The 15,043-nt window shown below is 72.4% G+C and carries 15 protein-coding genes; 3 read left to right on the top strand and 12 right to left on the bottom strand.

Annotated elements, in window-relative coordinates:
• Positions 1–28: 28 nt before the first annotated feature.
• From AB0C66_RS24440 to AB0C66_RS24395, 10 genes are all read right to left on the bottom strand, one after another.
• Complete coding sequence (locus AB0C66_RS24440; protein ID WP_362442363.1) at positions 29–643, bottom strand: hypothetical protein; 615 nt, start codon at positions 641–643, stop codon at positions 29–31.
• Positions 640–1,791: an ROK family glucokinase gene (locus AB0C66_RS24435; protein ID WP_362442360.1), complete on the bottom strand. Its 1,152-nt coding sequence runs from the start codon at positions 1,789–1,791 to the stop codon at positions 640–642. The genes AB0C66_RS24440 and AB0C66_RS24435 overlap by 4 nt, the downstream gene beginning before the upstream one ends.
• Before the next feature lie 208 nt (positions 1,792–1,999).
• Positions 2,000–2,800, bottom strand: a complete 801-nt coding sequence (locus AB0C66_RS24430) for an ATP-binding cassette domain-containing protein (RefSeq protein ID WP_362442357.1) — start codon at positions 2,798–2,800, stop codon at positions 2,000–2,002.
• Positions 2,797–3,891: an ABC transporter permease gene (locus tag AB0C66_RS24425; protein ID WP_362442354.1), complete on the bottom strand. Its 1,095-nt coding sequence runs from the start codon at positions 3,889–3,891 to the stop codon at positions 2,797–2,799. The genes AB0C66_RS24430 and AB0C66_RS24425 overlap by 4 nt, the downstream gene beginning before the upstream one ends.
• Positions 3,888–4,871, bottom strand: coding sequence for a sugar ABC transporter substrate-binding protein (locus tag AB0C66_RS24420; protein ID WP_362442644.1), 984 nt, complete (start codon positions 4,869–4,871; stop codon positions 3,888–3,890). The genes AB0C66_RS24425 and AB0C66_RS24420 overlap by 4 nt, the downstream gene beginning before the upstream one ends.
• A gap of 511 nt (positions 4,872–5,382) precedes the next feature.
• On the bottom strand, positions 5,383–6,147 hold the full coding sequence (locus AB0C66_RS24415) for a GntR family transcriptional regulator (RefSeq protein ID WP_362442641.1): 765 nt from the start codon (positions 6,145–6,147) through the stop codon (positions 5,383–5,385).
• A 160-nt stretch (positions 6,148–6,307) separates the two neighbouring features.
• Positions 6,308–7,597 (bottom strand): cytochrome P450, encoded by a 1,290-nt coding sequence (locus AB0C66_RS24410; RefSeq protein ID WP_362442351.1) that lies wholly within the window; start codon positions 7,595–7,597, stop codon positions 6,308–6,310.
• A 219-nt stretch (positions 7,598–7,816) separates the two neighbouring features.
• Positions 7,817–8,470 (bottom strand): bifunctional 4-hydroxy-2-oxoglutarate aldolase/2-dehydro-3-deoxy-phosphogluconate aldolase, encoded by a 654-nt coding sequence (gene eda, locus AB0C66_RS24405; protein WP_362442349.1) that lies wholly within the window; start codon positions 8,468–8,470, stop codon positions 7,817–7,819.
• A 262-nt stretch (positions 8,471–8,732) separates the two neighbouring features.
• Positions 8,733–9,698, bottom strand: a complete 966-nt coding sequence (locus AB0C66_RS24400) for a sugar kinase (protein ID WP_362442346.1) — start codon at positions 9,696–9,698, stop codon at positions 8,733–8,735.
• Between the two features lie 223 nt (positions 9,699–9,921).
• Positions 9,922–10,344 carry a ribonuclease gene (locus AB0C66_RS24395; protein ID WP_362442343.1) on the bottom strand — a complete coding sequence of 141 codons (423 nt, stop codon included), beginning with the start codon at positions 10,342–10,344 and terminating at the stop codon, positions 9,922–9,924.
• A gap of 169 nt (positions 10,345–10,513) precedes the next feature.
• On the opposite strand from AB0C66_RS24395, the gene AB0C66_RS24390 reads away from it, so the two are divergent.
• The 3 genes from AB0C66_RS24390 to AB0C66_RS24380 all read left to right on the top strand — a co-directional run bounded on the left by AB0C66_RS24390 (position 10,514) and on the right by AB0C66_RS24380 (position 12,403).
• Positions 10,514–11,191: an XRE family transcriptional regulator gene (locus tag AB0C66_RS24390; RefSeq protein ID WP_362442340.1), complete on the top strand. Its 678-nt coding sequence runs from the start codon at positions 10,514–10,516 to the stop codon at positions 11,189–11,191.
• Entirely contained in the window at positions 11,188–11,367 is a 180-nt protein-coding gene (locus AB0C66_RS24385; RefSeq protein ID WP_362442337.1) for a DUF6126 family protein, read from the top strand. Before AB0C66_RS24390 ends, AB0C66_RS24385 begins: the two co-directional genes overlap by 4 nt.
• A gap of 178 nt (positions 11,368–11,545) precedes the next feature.
• Positions 11,546–12,403, top strand: a complete 858-nt coding sequence (locus tag AB0C66_RS24380; protein WP_362442335.1) for a hypothetical protein — start codon at positions 11,546–11,548, stop codon at positions 12,401–12,403.
• A gap of 7 nt (positions 12,404–12,410) precedes the next feature.
• On the opposite strand, the gene alc is transcribed toward AB0C66_RS24380, so the two are convergent.
• Both alc and allB read right to left on the bottom strand, forming a co-directional pair.
• Positions 12,411–13,556 carry an allantoicase gene (alc, locus tag AB0C66_RS24375; RefSeq protein ID WP_362442332.1) on the bottom strand — a complete coding sequence of 382 codons (1,146 nt, stop codon included), beginning with the start codon at positions 13,554–13,556 and terminating at the stop codon, positions 12,411–12,413.
• On the bottom strand, positions 13,553–14,911 hold the full coding sequence (gene allB, locus AB0C66_RS24370; protein ID WP_362442329.1) for an allantoinase AllB: 1,359 nt from the start codon (positions 14,909–14,911) through the stop codon (positions 13,553–13,555). Before allB ends, alc begins: the two co-directional genes overlap by 4 nt.
• Between the last annotated feature and the right edge of the window lie 132 nt (positions 14,912–15,043).

The following is a 15,043-nucleotide window of genomic DNA, read 5'->3' as shown; positions in this document are numbered from 1 at the left end:
AACGGTATCCGAACGAGGTGGCCGCCCCTTACGGCGTCACCGTGGAGACCACGTAGACCTTCGGGTGCCGGGGATTGTCACGATTGACGGTGATCTCCAGCGTGGGCTGAGGGTCCTTCTGCTTGAACACCGTTCCTGACCACTTCTTGCCCGAACCCAGCCGCCAGCCAACCTTCTTGGCCTCCTCGGCGCTGATGGTGACCTTGCCCCCCTCCAGCGCGGACGGGCGGGTGCCCGCCCGGGTCAGAAAGTGGTCCAGCCCCTCGCGCGAAGTGATGAACTGCACGTAGAGCGAGCTCTCGTCCCAGGAGTTGGTCTCGTAGAACGCGACGTCCGCGGAGTAGGCCGGGACCGGTACGTCGTATATGCGCCGCTGCACCCGGGTGGGCCAGCCTTCGGTGAGCCCGGTGGCCGAGGCGCTCTCCTCCTTGCTCTCACCGCCCTCGCGGCTCTGGAGGGCGGAGATCACCCCATAGCCGGCCGGGATCGCGATCAGCAGGAAGACGGCCAGGGCCTTGAGCCAGCGGCGACGCGGACGGCCGTCGCCGCCGGGGGTGCCGGGGCGCTCGGGGACACCGCTGCCACGGCCCGGCGGGGTGGCGCCGGGGTTGTCCTGCGCGGGGATCTGGTCGGCGGCGGTCATCCTCGGCCCGCCTGACCCCGGGGCGCCAGCCGCAGCGGGGAGGTCCCGGTGCGTTCATAGCGCTCGACCCGGCGGCGGTTGGCGCGGCGGAACCGGCGGGCGACCAGCCGGGCCAGGTCGGCGGCGCCCACCATCCCGGCGTCGGGGCCGAGCTGGGCCTTGGCGATACGGGCCTCCGGCCGGTAGCCGCGGCCGGTGAGGGTGCGCCGGAAGGCGTCCCGGGCGGGCCCGATCAGCAGGTCGTCGGCGGCGCTGACGCCCCCGCCGATGACGAAGCAGGAGGGGTCGAGGGCGGCCGCCAGATTGGCGATGCCCACGCCGAGCCACTGGCCGATGTCCTGGAGGAGTTCGATGCACATGGCGTCGCCCTCGCGGGCCAGCTCGGTGATGAGCGGGCCGGTGATCTCCTGGATGTTGCCGCCGACCCGGTCGGTGATGCCGTACGCCACCGGCGATTCGGCGGCGGCCAGCTCACGGGCCTCGCGGACCAGCGCGTTCCCGGAGCTGTACTGCTCCCAGCAGCCGCGGTTGCCACAGGGGCAGCGGTGTCCGGCGGGGACGACCTGCATATGGCCGAACTCGCCCGCGACCCCGTACTTGCCCCGCTTGACCTGGCCGTCCTCCAGGATGGCGCCGCCGATACCGGTGCCGAGGGTGATCATGACGAGATGGTCCTCGCCGCGTCCGGCGCCGAACCGCCACTCGGCCCACGCGGCCGCGTTGGCGTCGTTGTCGACCATGACCGGGACGGCGAGCCGCTCGGCGAGCCGGTCCCGCAGCGGTTCATTGCGCCAGGACAGATGGGGGGCGAACAGGACGCGGTTGCGGTCGGCGTCCACCCAGCCGGCGGCGCCGATGCCCACCGCGTGCACATCGTGCCGGTCGGAGAGGTCCAGGACCAGCTCGGTGATGGTGTCCTCGACGACCTTGGGGCTCTTGGACTTGTCGGGCGTCTCGGTGCGCAGCTTCTCGAGGATGACGCCGTCGGCGTCCACCACCCCGGCCATCACCTTGGTGCCGCCGATGTCGATGCCGACGGTGGGCACCCGGGGCGCGGACAGGTGCGAGCGGCGCTCGCGGGTGCCGACGGTCCGCAGCACCGTGGCGCGGGCCGAGCCCCGGTGCACTCTTTCGCGGTAGATGCTCATCGGCCGCCCCCTTCACCAGTGCGGGGGGTGCGGTCGCTGCGGGTGCGTGCTCGCAAGAGTTCGTCGTCCCTGCGGGGGTCTCGGGAGGCCGGGGGGCCTCGGGTGCGTCGTTCCGTGGCGGGTGGGGCCCGCCGTGCGATTGTGCCTCACCCGGGGCTCGCACCGCATGGCGGAGTCCCGGGGCAGCGTGCCCCGGGACCCACGGTGATCAGCTCGCGGCGGGGCCGGAATCCAGCCGCGCCAGCTCGTGGCTGAGCTGCTCCAGCTCGCTGCCGCCCGCCATCTGGCGGGTGAGCTCGTCCAGCGCGATGCCGTCCTTGGTATGGCTGCCCGCCATGGCGCCGCGCATGAGGAGGACGAAGCGGTCCCCGACCAGATAGGCGTGGTGCGGATTGTGGGTGATCAGCACCACGCCCAGGCCCGCGTCCCGGGCGGCGGCGACGTACTTGAGCACCACCCCGGACTGTTTGACGCCCAGCGCCGCGGTCGGCTCGTCCAGCACCAGCACCTTGGCGCCGAAATGGACGGCGCGGGCGATGGCCACACACTGGCGCTCACCGCCGGACAGGGTGCCGATGGGCTGGTCCACATCGCGCAGATCGATGCCCATGCGCAGCAGCTCGCTGCGGGTGATGGCGCGCATCCGGTCCACGTCGAGCCGCCGGACGGGGCCGTAGCCCTTGCGCAGCTCGGAGCCGAGGAAGAAGTTGCGCCACACCGGCATCAGCGGGACGACGGCGAGGTCCTGGTAGACCGTGGCGATCCCGCGGTCCAGGGCCTCGCGCGGGGAGCCGAGCCGGGTCTCCTCCCCCTCGATCACCAGGCTGCCGCCGTCGTGCTGATGCAGTCCGGAGATGATCTTGATGAGGGTGGACTTGCCCGCGCCGTTGTCGCCGAGGACGCAGGTGATCTCCCCGGCGCGGACCTCGAGGGAGACCCCCTCCAGCGCCTTGACGGTGCCGTAGTACTTGCTGATGTCGTTCAGTTCGATCAGCGGTGATGTGGTCATGTGCTCGCCTCCGCCCGCTTGCGGACCCACCAGTTGAGCAGGGTGGCGAGCAGCAGCATCGCCCCGAGGAAGAATTTGAACCAGTCCGCGCCCCACTGCGCGTAGACGATGCCCTTGTTGGTCATGCCGAAGATGAACGCGCCGACGGCCGCGCCCACCGCGGAGCCGTAGCCGCCGGTCAGCAGACAGCCGCCGATGACGGCCGCGATGATGTACAGCAGCTCATTGCCGACGCCCTCGCCGGACTGGACGACGTCGTAGTTGAAGAGCAGATGCTGACCGGAGATCCAGGCGGCGAACGCGACGCCCATATAGAGCCCGATCTTGGTGCGGTTCACCGGGACGCCGACCGCGCGGGCCGCCTCCTTGGCGCCGCCCACCGCGAAGATCCAGTTGCCGGCGCGGGTGCGCAGCAGGATCCAGGTGGCCAGCGCGATCAGCGCGAACCACCACAGGACGGTGATCTGGATCTCGACATCCCCGATGGTGAGGTGCGAGGCGAAGACCTTGTGCGCGGAGGGGAAGCCCTCCATATCGGCGATGGTCTTGGTGGAGACGGTGTCGCTGATCAGCTTGGTGAAGCCGAGGTTGCAGCCCTGGAGGATCAGGAAGGTGGCCAGGGTGATGATGAAGCTCGGCAGATTGGTGCGCACCAGCAGATAGCCGTTGAAGAAGCCGATGGCGAGGGTGGCCAGCAGGGACACCCCGACACCGACCCAGACGTTCGCCGTCATCTGGTACGAGAACATCGAGGAGACCAGCGCCGAGGAGGTCACCAGGACCCCGGTCGAGAGGTCGAACTCCCCGCCGATCATCAGCAGCGCCACCGGCACCGCCATGATCCCGATGGTCGACGAGGCGTACAGCACGGTGCTGAAGCTGGACCACTGGAGGAACGCGTCGGCGGCGAACGAGAAGAAGACGAAGACGGCGACGGCGCCGACCACCGCACCGAGCTCCGGGCGGCTCACCAGACGGCGCGGCAGCGAGGCGCGCACCGTCCGTACGTCGTCCGGGCGGCGCGGGCCACCGGACGCACCGGGACCGCCGGGCGCACCGGGTGTCTTCAGGGGCTGGGCGTCCGTGCTCATCGGGTCCCCCGCCTGGTGTACGCCGCGAGCGCACCGGCGTCTTCCTTGGTGACGATCTGCGGGCCGGTGAGGACCGGCTTGCCGCCGCCGAGCACATCGGCGTTGTAACGGTGCAGCCAGAGCAGGTCCACCGCCTCATAGCCCTGGAGATACGGCTGCTGGTCGACGGCGAAGCCGAGGGTGCCGTCCTGGAGCGCGGCGGCGACCTTCGCGTTGAGGTCGAAGGTGTCGATCTCCGCGTCACTGCCCGCGCGGTCGGCGGCCTTGGCGGCGGTGTCCGCGAAGGGCGCGCCGAGGGTGACCACGCTGTCGATGTCCTTGTCGGACTGGAGCTTGGCCTCGATGGAGGACTCGACATCGGGCATGTTGGTGCCCTCGACGTAGATCTTCTCCATCTTCCCCTTGAAGGTGTCGGCCGCGCCGTCGCAGCGCTGCTCATGGCCGACGTTGCCCTGCTCGTGCAGCACGCACAGGGCCTTCTTGCGGTCGCGCTTGTTGAGCTCCTCGCCGACGGCCCGGCCCGCGATGGTCTCGTCCTGGCCGACATGGGTCAGGGCGCCGAACTTCTTGGACTCACCGGAGCCGGAATTGACGGTGATCACGGGTATCCCGGCCTTCTGGGCCCGCTTGACCACGGACTTCATGGCATCGGGCTTGGCGAGGGTGACGATCAGCCCGTCGACCTTCTGGTCGATATAGGACTGGACGAGCTGGGCCTGCTCCTTGCCCTCTTCGTTGTGGGCGTAGAGGAACTTGATGTTGTCCTTGATCGCGGCCTGCTTGGCGCCGCTCTGCACGATGTCCCAGAAGGTGTCACCGTCGCCGGAGTGGGTGACCATGGCGAAGGTCCACTTCGGGGTGTTGACCGCCGCCCGGCCCTCGGCCGCCTGGGCGGCCCGCTCCTCGGCGCGCTTGCCGCCGGTACTGCTGCACCCGGCAAGGCCCGCGCCCAGTGCCGCCGCCACCAGGGCGGCGGTCATCGCGCGCACCCCTGTCCGAACCTTCGCCGCGCTCGCCACGTAGCGTCGCCCTTCTCGCCGTCTGTTCCGGTTACGTCCCGGATGACCCAGTCTGTCCGCTGTCATGATCACGGCCGGGCGCCAGCTGTTCCGGGCTCCGGCCGCCGCCAAGTATCCGTCACCGGTGGCCACCGGGGCCGCGGGGGGCTCGGCCGTCTGACGAAGGGCGCCTTTCCGCAGGCCGGGGCGGTATCCCCGGGTCACGGTGACCGGCCCGGCGCCGCCCGCCGCCGGGGCGGGCGCGGGTGTGCCGCCGGGGGCGGCCGCCGTGCGGGACGTACGGGCCGTACGAGAGTTGCCGTCGCGCAGACGCCTCATGCTGGATCCGCCTTCTTCTCCCGGCCGCCCCATGGCGGCTGGAGGACTTGTAGCGGCGGGCGCGGACCGCGTCAAGGCAGCGCGCTCCAGGGCCGGTTGAGGACGGACCGGCCCTCGGGGCATCAGCCGGGGAGGAGCGCGCCGGGAACGCCGGTCAGGGGCGGACGAGCAGCTGGAACTCGAAGGCGTAGCGCGAGGCCCGGTAGGTGTGCGAGCCGAACTCCACGGCCCGCCCGGTGTCGTCGAAGGTCGTACGCTCCATCGTCAGCAGCGGCGCGCCCTCCGGCTCACCGAGCCGCTCCCCCTCCTCGGCCGTGGCCGCGCGGGCGCCGACCGCCTGGCGGGCGCTGTGCAGGGTGATCCCGGCGCCGCGCATCAGCCGGTACAGACCGGTGTCCTCCAGCTCCGCGCTGTCCAGGCTGAGCAGCCCCGCGGGGAGGTGGTTGCAGAGATGGGCCATGGGCTCGCCGTGGGCCAGCCGCAGCCGCTCGATCAGCACCACCTCGGTGCCCTCCGCGATCCCCAGGGCGGCGGCGACCTCCGCCGTGGCGGGCTCGGTCGCGTTCCGCAGCACCCGGGTGGCGGGGCGCTGCCCCGCGGCCTCCAGGTCGTCGTAGAGGCTGCTCAGCTCCAGCGGGCGCTTGACCTGGCTGTGCACCACCTGGGTGCCGACGCCCCGGCGCCGCACCAGCAGCCCCTTGTCGACCAGCGACTGTATGGCCTGGCGGACGGTGGGGCGGGACAGCCCGAGCCGCCCGGCGAGATCGATCTCATTGCCGAGCAGACTCCCGGGCGCCAGCCGCCCCTGTTCGATCGCCGCCTCCAGCTGCTGGGACAGCTGGAAGTACAGCGGGACCGGGCTGCTGCGGTCCACGCTGAAATGGAGATCCGCCGCGCCAGAAGAGTCTTCTCCCTGCATTGCCACGGGGCGAGCGTAGCCGGATGAGCACATGACGGGAAGTCGTGAAGTTCTGTTGTCCGGACAAACTGCCCGAAGATCACGGAGCGCGATCAGCCGCGCCGCCCCGGGTGACCGCCGACGGGCCCTCCGTTCACGGTCTGACGGCGGCCGGACGGCCTCAGCGGACGCCGCCGGGGGCCGGGGTGAACTCCACCGGCAGCGCGGACAGTCCGCGCATCCACGGCGACGGTCGCCAGACGAGCGCCTTCGGCGACACCGCGAGCCGCAGATCGGGCAGCCGGTCCAGCAGCACTTCGACCCCGGTCCTGGCGATGACCTCGGCGATCTCCTGGGCCGGGTAGGGGCAGCGGTGCGAGCCGTGGCCGAAGGAGAGGAAGGCGCTGTTGCCCTCGGTGGAGGCCCGCCGGTCCGGGCGGACCTCCGGGTCGGCGTTGGCGGCGGCGAAGCCGAGCAGCAGCAGATCACCGGAGCGGATCCGCTGGTCGCCCAGGACCGTGTCCCGGGTGGCCCAGCGGCCCGCGATGTTCTGGGTGGGGGTGTCCTCCCACAGCACCTCGTTCATCGCCCGGGCCACGCTGTGGCGGCCGCCGGAGAGCGAGAGCGCGAACCGCTCGTCGGTGAGCATCAGCCGCAGGGTGTTCCCGATCCAGTCGGCCGTCGACTGGTGGCCCGCCCCGAACATCACCATCAGGTCCTGGATGATCTCCTCGTCACGCGAGGGGTCCGAGGAGCCGATCATCCGGGAGGCCACATCCGGCCCGGGGACCTCGCGCTTGGCGGCCAGCAGTTCGCGCATTCCGGCGCGCAGCGCCTTCTGCCCCTTCAGCGCCCTGCGGCTGCCGTCCACCACCTCGTTGAGCGAGCGCAGCAGCCTCAGCCCCATCGTGTCGGGGAAGCCGAAGACACGGGCGATGACCAGCGCCGGGAGCAGTACCGCGTACTCCGCGACCAGATCGCCCTCACCGCGTTCGCAGAACGCGTCCACCAGCAGGTCGGCGAACTTCTCCGCCTGGTCGCGCAGTTCGTAGGGGTCGACGGCCTCCAGCGCGTTGTTGATGGTCAGCGAACGCTTACGGTGCACCTCGCCCTCGGTGTAGACCAAGGCCGTGTCACCGCGGCCGATCATGGGCAGCAGGGGCCAGTCGTCGGGTATGTCGTCCCAGGCGTTCCAACCGCTGGAATCGCGGGTGAAGAGCACCGGATCGCTGGTCAGTTGGCGCAGCTCGCGATAGCCCATCACCAGCCAGGCGGATATCCCGCCCTCGAGCAGCACCGGGGCCACCGCCCCGTGTTCGCGCCGCATATCGGCGTACATCCGGGCCGGGTCGGTCTGGAACCCCGGCCCGCTGAGCGGCCGGGCGCCGGAGTGGGCGGGGCAGCCGGACGGCGGGGCGGGGGTGCCGGACGTGGTCGCGGCGCTCCCGGAGCGTTCGAGGTGCGCTGTCATCGATCAGTCCTTATGACACAGGGGTGATGTAAACCCGGGTCAATATAGGTCAGTCACGGCAGCGTGGGGAGTCTCGGACGCGAAGCGGTCGTTATTTCAACCACTCGTCCTCATACCGCTCACAGGTGCCGACGTGGGTGGCCAGTTGGACCCACCCACCGATCGACGTACTCCGGCCCGTGGCGCACCTCCGCGGCACCCCGCGCCGGGGCTCGGGTGTCAGTACGGCTCGGGGTCGGGGTCGAGCGGCGGGCCCGCGTCCGCGAGCCGGGCCAGCAGCTCGGCGACGCGCTTGGCCACGGTGTCCCGGTCGCCCTCGGCCAGCGACGCGCCCATCCCGCAGGCCACCGCCCCCGCGGCGATCCACTCCGGAGCCTCGGCGACCCCCACCCCGCCGGTCGGGATCACCGCCGCCTGGGGCAGCGCGGCCCGGACGTCCTTCACCCAGCGGGGCCCGTAGGCCGAGGCGGGGAACAGCTTGAGGGCGTCCGCGCCCAGCTCCAGGGCGCGCACCGCCTCGGTGGGCGTGGCCACGCCGGGGAAAACGGGCAGCCCGTAGCGGTGGCCGGTGCGGATGACCTCGGCGTCCAGATTCGGGGAGACCAGGAAGCGGGCGCCCGCGTCGGCGGCCATCCGGGCGGAGGTGGCGTCGAGCACCGTGCCCGCGCCGATCACCGCGTCATCGCCGACCTCCCGGATGAGCGTGGTGACCGCCTCCAGCGCGAAGGGGGTGGTCAGTGAGATCTCCAGGCTGGCTATACCGGCGGAGAGCAGGCTGTCCGCGGTGGCCGTGGCATGGTCGTAGCTGTCGCTCCGTACGATCGCCAGGACGCGTTGCGCGAGCGCGGCCCGGGTGGTCTCCCAGCGGTACACGGCAGTCGCCGCCTTTCCTCTCCGAGGTGCTGCCTGGTGGTGCCGCGCCGGAATGCCCCGGGGATATGCGGCACGTGCGGTGTGCGGTTGACGAGGTGCGGTGCTGTGAGGGGTTCGGGTAGCGGGATGACGGTGGAGCGGGGCGTTTCCGTCGGGCTGACGCGCGGATCGGATGTCGCGGATGCGGGCGGTGCGGGTCTCGCGGGTGCGGGGCGGGGCGGGGCGGGGCGCTCGAGACGAGCCTACGCAGCGGGCGGGCGGGTCAGCGGTGGACCCCGTCCCCACCGCCCGCGGCCCGCGCGAGGGCGCGGTCCCTGGCCGCCGCGGTGGGCAGCCCGTCGGTGTCGGTGGCGGCCTGGACGACGAGCGAGGCCACACAGGCGGCCTCGGCCAGGGCGCGCTCCTCGGGCAGACCCCGCAGCCGGGCCGAGAGATAGCCCGCCGCGAAGGCGTCACCGGCGCCTATCGGATCGACGACCGGCACCGCGTGGGGCGCCTGGCGCCAGCTGCCCTCCGCGGTCCGCACGGTGGCGGAGTGGTCGGGGTGCTTGATCACGACTTCCCGGGCGGCGCCGCCCAGCAGCTCCTCCGCGGCCTTGTCGGCGGACTGGGAGGTCAGCAGCTCCAACTCGTCCTCCCCCGCGAGGACGATGTCCGCCTCACGCATCAACGGGCCCGCGGTCTGGGTCCATTGGGCGGCACCGCCCAGCTTGTGCCGGACGTTCGGATCGAAGGAGACCTGGGCACCGGCCGCACGGGCCAGCTCCACCAGACGTCGGCTGGCTGCCGCGGCGGTCGGCGAGAGCATGGGGGTGATCCCCGAGAGGTGCAGCAGCCGGGCGCCCTCGACGGATTCGGGGCGGATCTGCTCGGGGGTGAGCCGGGAGGCGGCCGAACCCATGCGGTAGTACTGCACGTCGATGGCGCGGTGCGGATGGCTGTCCCGCATCAGCAGCCCGGTGGGGGCGTGGTCGTCCACGATGGCGTGGCCGACGTCCACACAGTCCGCGCGCAGCTCGCGCAGGACGGCCTCGCCCGCCGGATCGGCGCCGACCCGGCCGAGCCAGCGCACACCGTGGCCGAGCCGGGCCAGGCCCACGGCCACATTGGACTCCGCCCCCGCCACCGAGCGGCGGAAGTGCACGGCACGGTCCAGCGGCACTCCGGGATCTGCCAGCAGGAGCAGCATCGCCTCGCCGCACGTGACCACTTCCGGGCCGTTCGCCACCGGTACCTCCCCAACCGTCCGCTACCACCGAAACGGTATCGGGAGGCGCTGACAAGGGTCCGCGCGGGGTTCGGGGAGGGCCGGGTGGACCGTATGCCGTCCGCCGCCGTCCACCGTGGGACGTACGCCGCACGCGCGGCGCGCTCGGCGGCACACGCCACGCGGCCGCTGCCCTGGTGCCGGGCAGCGGCCGCGATGGTGGGGGGTGGCGGTACGGGTCAGCTCAGCAGCCGCGGTCCACGAGGTCGAAGGACTCGTAGTGGTCGGCCGTGTAGTAGTCCTCGTTCTCCTTGTCACCGGTGACCACGCGACGGGCGCCGCGGTCCGGTGAGCCGGGGGTCTTGACCGTGAACTCGTGGTAGTAGCCGGAGGACTGCTCCGGGAGGATGCCCTCGCGGTTGTCGAAGACGGTGCCGTCCTGCGGATACGGGTAGGGGCCGCCCTTCTCGATCAGGTCGAGGGTGTCATGGGCCTCGTCGGGCAGTTTCGAGTAGCAGATGTCGCCGACATCGGCGGCGGCCTGGACGGAGACGACGCTGTGGGTCGTGGGAACGGCGGTGGCCGTGACGGCCGTTCCGCCGAGCAGCAGCGTCGAGGCGAGAACGCCCAGGGCACCGATGCGAGCAATCCGTGGGGGGATTTTCATGGCACTAGCATGACGCGCGTAGAGGATGGCATGTCAATGCCAAGTGACCGTTGTTACCGAGGAGTTCACAAGACCTCCGCGAGATGCCGGACCCGGTGAGGAAAATGTAACTTTTGCCTCTCGGGCAAATCTTTTGCCTATGGGGCGAGGGGCTGGCTATACCGGAGCCATGACTCCGTTCCCCGGCGGACCCCATGACCGGCCCCTCGACGGACCCGGCCACGCATCCGGCGACGGGCCGCCGACCGAACTGCCCACCGTCGCCCCGCGCCTGCGTGAGCTGCGGCGGCGCAGCGGTCTGACCCTGGAGGCGGCCGCCCGGCGGGTCGGCCTCTCCCCCGCCCATCTGTCCCGGCTGGAGACGGGGCGGCGGCAGCCGTCGCTGCCCATGCTGCTGGCCTTGGCCCGTACCTACGGCACCACCGTATCCGACCTGCTCGGGGAGGCGCCGCCGGAGCGGGACCCGGTCGTCCGGGCCGACCGGATGGAGCCCCAGGAGGCGGGCGGCTGGACGTACTGGCGGGCGGGAGGCTCGGGCCGGGCCATGCAGGCGCTGCGGGTGCACGTCCCGGAGCGCTCCGGCGCCCAGGACACCCTGGTGCGGGTCCACCCCGGCGAGGAGTGGCTGTACGTCGCCCGGGGGCGGCTGCGGCTGACGCTCGGCGAGGCCGTCCATGTCCTCGCCGAGGGCGACGCCGCCCACTTCGACTCGCTCACCCCGCACCGCATCGCCGCCGCCTCGCCCGGCGGCACGGATCTGCTCTTTGTCCACACACTGCTGCAAAGCGGCGCGGCCGAGCTGTGCCTCGGTGACGCGGCCCGCGGAGGAAGGCCCGGTACGCCATGACCGACACGACCGCGCACAACGCCCCCGGGACCACGGACGCGCAGCCGGCCAAGGGCCCCGACGAGGAGGACCGGGCGCCGATGACCTTGACCGTCCGGGTCTTCGTCTACCTCGTGGGCGTCCACTTCATCGCCGGTTTCCTCTTCCTGCTCTTCTACCTGGCGGGCGCCAAATAGCCCGCCGGGAAGGGATTTCCGGCGTCCGGTGTCACCGCCGCGGTCGCCGCACCGGTCGGGCCCGGCGGGGAACACGTACGGCGGGAGCACGGTCTCCGGCCGCCGCCCCGGTACACAGGACACCAGCCCCACGAGAACGGGCACAGCAAGACCGGAACAGCCAGAGAGGAGCACGCCGATGGTCGCCACCGCCCCGGCGCGGGCCCGCACCCTATGGGCCCTGTTCGAGCCGATCCACGCGGTCACCTACTTCGCGCCGGAGGCCCTGAGCGCCTTCGAGGACGCGGGGCTGCGCGGCTTCTGGCGCGGCTATTTCGCGGGACGCGCCGCACCGCTGGGTCCGGTCGGTCCGGAGCCCGTCGTCGCGGCGTTCTTCAGCTTCGCGCCCGCGATGGTGGCGCGCGCGCTGCCGGACGCCTGGGCGGTGGCCCCTCCCGAGCGGGTGCTGGAGATCCGGCGTACGGGGGCGGTGGCGGCGCTGCGGCGGCTGCTGACCGGACAGGAGGCCGCGATGGAGCGCGCCGCGGAGGCGCTGGTGCCGCGCTCCGCCGGTCTGGACAGCGCGGGCCGCGTGCTGACCTCGGCCAACGCGGCGCTGGACTTCCCCGACAAACCCGTGGAGCGGCTGTGGCACGCCACCACCCTGCTGCGCGAGCACCGCGGCGACGGCCATGTGGCGGCCCTGGTCGCCGCGGGCCTGGACGGCTGTGAGGCGCTGGTGCTGCGCGCGGGGGCCGATCTGCCGCGCGCCGAACTCCAGCCGTACCGCGGCTGGACCGACCAGGAGTGGGAGGCGGCCCTCACCCGGCTGGCCGACCGCGGACTGCTGAGGCCGGACGGCACCGCGACCGAGAACGGGCGCGAGCTGCTGCGCGCGGTGGAATCGGCCACCGACCGCGCGGCCGAGCGCCCCTGGCGGCCGCTGGACGCCGAGGAGACCACGGCCCTGGCGGTCCTGCTGGAGCCGCTGGCCGCGGCCTGCTCGACGGTGCTGCGCTTCCCCAACCCGATCGGGGTGCCGGAGCCCGGCGTCTGAGCGGCCGTCAGCCGCTGAGCTCCGCATGGCGTTCGGCCAGCCGCTTGGCGCCCTCCTCGGTCAGCTCGCCGTGCAGGCGCAGCCGGGCGACCCCGCCGTCGGGGTGGATGTCGATCCGTACATGGGTCACCGGCGGGGCACCGTCCAGCGGCAGCCGGTGGACGGTGTCGGGCTGGAGGCGGGTGCGGGGCAGGAGTTCGGTCCACCCGGGGGCCGTATGGTCGGCCGGGTCGGCGCCGGTCGTCGCGTCGAGGCCGTAGAGCGTGGCCCAGCCCGCCGCGTTGCCCTTGTAACAGCCGGTGTCGATCTCCACGGCACGGATCCGGGAGTGGCCGGTGAGCCGGTAGCGGACCCAGTCATGGCCGGTGTCGCGGCGGCGGCGGGTCTCCCAGCCCTCGTCCATCCGCTGGGAGCGGCCCGGCAGGATGGAGTGGGCCGGCGGGGAGAAGAAGCGGTCGGAGGCGTCCTCGGCCGCGCCGCCGTTCTCCAGCGCGGCCAGGTCGAAGGTGGAGAGCGCGGTGAGCCACGCCGGATCGGGGGCGGCCTCGCCGTGCACCCGGAGCCGGGCGATCCCGCCGTCGGGGTACTGCGCGAGGCGCAGATGGGTGAAGCGGCGCGGTACGGAGACCTCGAAGCCGTTGGCCGCGTGGCCGCCGACCGGGGTGCGCGGGATCAGCTCGGTCCACTCGACGTCGTCGGAGAGCAGTTCCTCCGGGGACGGCGCGCCGGGGACACAGGCCGCCTCGACGCCCACCGCCTGCGGGTAGTTGCCGCGGAAGTGGGCGGTGTCGACGACGATGCCGTGGACGACCCCGGGCGCGCCCAGGCGGATCAGCGCCCAGTCGTGGTCGGTGGCGGCGGGGTGCGGGGTGGCGGCCGAGGCGCCGCGCCGCCGCCGGGTCTCCCAGCCGTCCATGACCTTGCCCTTGTGGCCATAGGACTCGGGGTCGAAGTGCGGGGCGTGCGGCTTGAGCAGGTTCTCGCGCTCGGCGAAGAACTCGTCGTTGGCCGCGATGACGCTGCCGCCCAGCCGCCGGTCGGCCAGATCGGTGAGGTGGGTGAAGGCGAATTCCGCCGAGCGGTAGTCGGCGTAGGGGTCGCCACCGCCGTACGGTTCGGCGTCACCGGTGAAACGGGGGGTGGGCGCGGTCATACGCGGGGCTGCCTTTCCAGGAGTCGGCCGGTGGGTTCGGTCGGGGCGCCGTGATCGGCGATCTTCCGTCCGCGCAGCCAGGTGGACCGTACGACGCCGTGGAGGGTTCTGCCCGCGTAGGCGGTGACCTGGTTGCGGTGGTGGAGCGCGGTGGGATCGACGGTGAACGTCTCGTCGGGGGCGAGGACCGCGAAGTCGGCGTCGTGGCCCACGGCGACGGCGCCCTTGCGGTGGTCCAGGCCGACGAGTGCGGCGGGCCCGGCGGACATCCAGCGGGCCACGTCGGTCAGGGTGTGGCCGCGGCGGCGGGCCTCGGTCCAGACCGCGGGCAGTCCGAGCTGGAGCGAGGAGATACCGCCCCAGGCCCGGCCGAAGTCGCCGACCTTCAGCTCCGCGGTGCACGGGGAGTGGTCGGAGACGACACAGTCGATGGTGCCGTCGGCCAGCCCCCGCCACAGTGCGTCCTGGTTGGCGGCCTCGCGGATGGGCGGACAGCATTTGAACTCGGTGGCGCCGTCCGGGACTTCCTCGGCGGTGAGGGTCAGGAAGTGCGGGCAGGTCTCCACGGTGACGCGGACGCCCTCGCGCCGGGCGGCGGTGAGCAGCGGCAGCGCCTCGGCGGAGGAGAGGTGCAGGACGTGGACGCGGGCGCGCAGTTCACGCGCCAGCGCCACCAGCCGCTCTATCGCCCGGTTCTCGGCGTCGCGTGGGCGGGAGGCGAGGAATCCGGCGTAGGCCGGACCGCTCGGCGCCGGGGCGCCCTCGATGAGCTGGGGGTCCTCGGCGTGCACGATGAGCAGTCCGCCGAAGCCCGCGATCTCGCGGAGGGCGGTGTCCAGTCCGGCCGGGGTGAGATGCGGGAACTCATCGACGCCGGAGGGCAGCAGAAAGCATTTGAAGCCCATGACCCCCGCGTCGTGCAGCGGCTCGAGGTCCGCCGTGTTGCCGGGCACGGCGCCGCCCCAGAAGCCGATGTCGACATGGGCCGCCCGCCGGGCGACGGCCCGCTTGATCTCCAGGGCCTCGACGGTGGTGGTCGGGGGGATGCTGTTGAGCGGCATGTCGACCAGGGTGGTGATGCCGCCCGCGGCCGCCGCCCGGGTGGCGGAGCCGAACCCCTCCCACGCGGTGCGGCCGGGGTCGTTCACATGGACATGGGTGTCGACGAGGCCGGGCAGCAGGACATCGTCCCCGAGCTCCTCGACCCGGGCCCCGGGTGGGTCCGGGGCGTCGTACGGCAGGACGGCGGTGATCGTCCCGGCGGCCACGGACACGGCGACGGACGCCGCGCGCACACCGTCCGGGGTGATGACGCGCGTCGAGCGCAGCACCAGCTCAGGTTCCGGTTCGGCCACCCGCATCCTCCTCGGCCCTCGGCTTCCAGGTTCCCCCGGATTCCAGAAATCAACATTCTGTTGAAGCTCGAGTCTTCACCCCGCCACCGGTCCGGTCAAGACCCCGTCGGCCGGGCCCCCGGCCACACGTCC

The organism is Streptomyces sp. NPDC048636, assembly GCF_040650655.1.
GTDB lineage: Bacteria > Actinomycetota > Actinomycetes > Streptomycetales > Streptomycetaceae > Streptomyces.
Note: the sequence above shows the minus strand (reverse complement) of the source record. Positions and strands in the feature narration are given on the sequence as shown.

Coding starts and splice junctions, on each gene's coding strand:
- AB0C66_RS24435 (WP_362442360.1), bottom strand. CDS start 1,791: ATGAGCATCTACCGCGAAAGAGTGCACCGGGGCTCGGCCCGCGCCACG.
- AB0C66_RS24415 (WP_362442641.1), bottom strand. CDS start 6,147: ATGCAGGGAGAAGACTCTTCTGGCGCGGCGGATCTCCATTTCAGCGTG.
- AB0C66_RS24440 (WP_362442363.1), bottom strand. CDS start 643: ATGACCGCCGCCGACCAGATCCCCGCGCAGGACAACCCCGGCGCCACC.
- AB0C66_RS24385 (WP_362442337.1), top strand. CDS start 11,188: ATGACCGACACGACCGCGCACAACGCCCCCGGGACCACGGACGCGCAG.
- AB0C66_RS24395 (WP_362442343.1), bottom strand. CDS start 10,344: ATGAAAATCCCCCCACGGATTGCTCGCATCGGTGCCCTGGGCGTTCTC.
- AB0C66_RS24425 (WP_362442354.1), bottom strand. CDS start 3,891: ATGAGCACGGACGCCCAGCCCCTGAAGACACCCGGTGCGCCCGGCGGT.
- AB0C66_RS24390 (WP_362442340.1), top strand. CDS start 10,514: ATGACTCCGTTCCCCGGCGGACCCCATGACCGGCCCCTCGACGGACCC.
- AB0C66_RS24380 (WP_362442335.1), top strand. CDS start 11,546: ATGGTCGCCACCGCCCCGGCGCGGGCCCGCACCCTATGGGCCCTGTTC.
- AB0C66_RS24430 (WP_362442357.1), bottom strand. CDS start 2,800: ATGACCACATCACCGCTGATCGAACTGAACGACATCAGCAAGTACTAC.
- alc (WP_362442332.1), bottom strand. CDS start 13,556: ATGACCGCGCCCACCCCCCGTTTCACCGGTGACGCCGAACCGTACGGC.
- AB0C66_RS24410 (WP_362442351.1), bottom strand. CDS start 7,597: ATGACAGCGCACCTCGAACGCTCCGGGAGCGCCGCGACCACGTCCGGC.
- AB0C66_RS24420 (WP_362442644.1), bottom strand. CDS start 4,871: ATGACCGCCGCCCTGGTGGCGGCGGCACTGGGCGCGGGCCTTGCCGGG.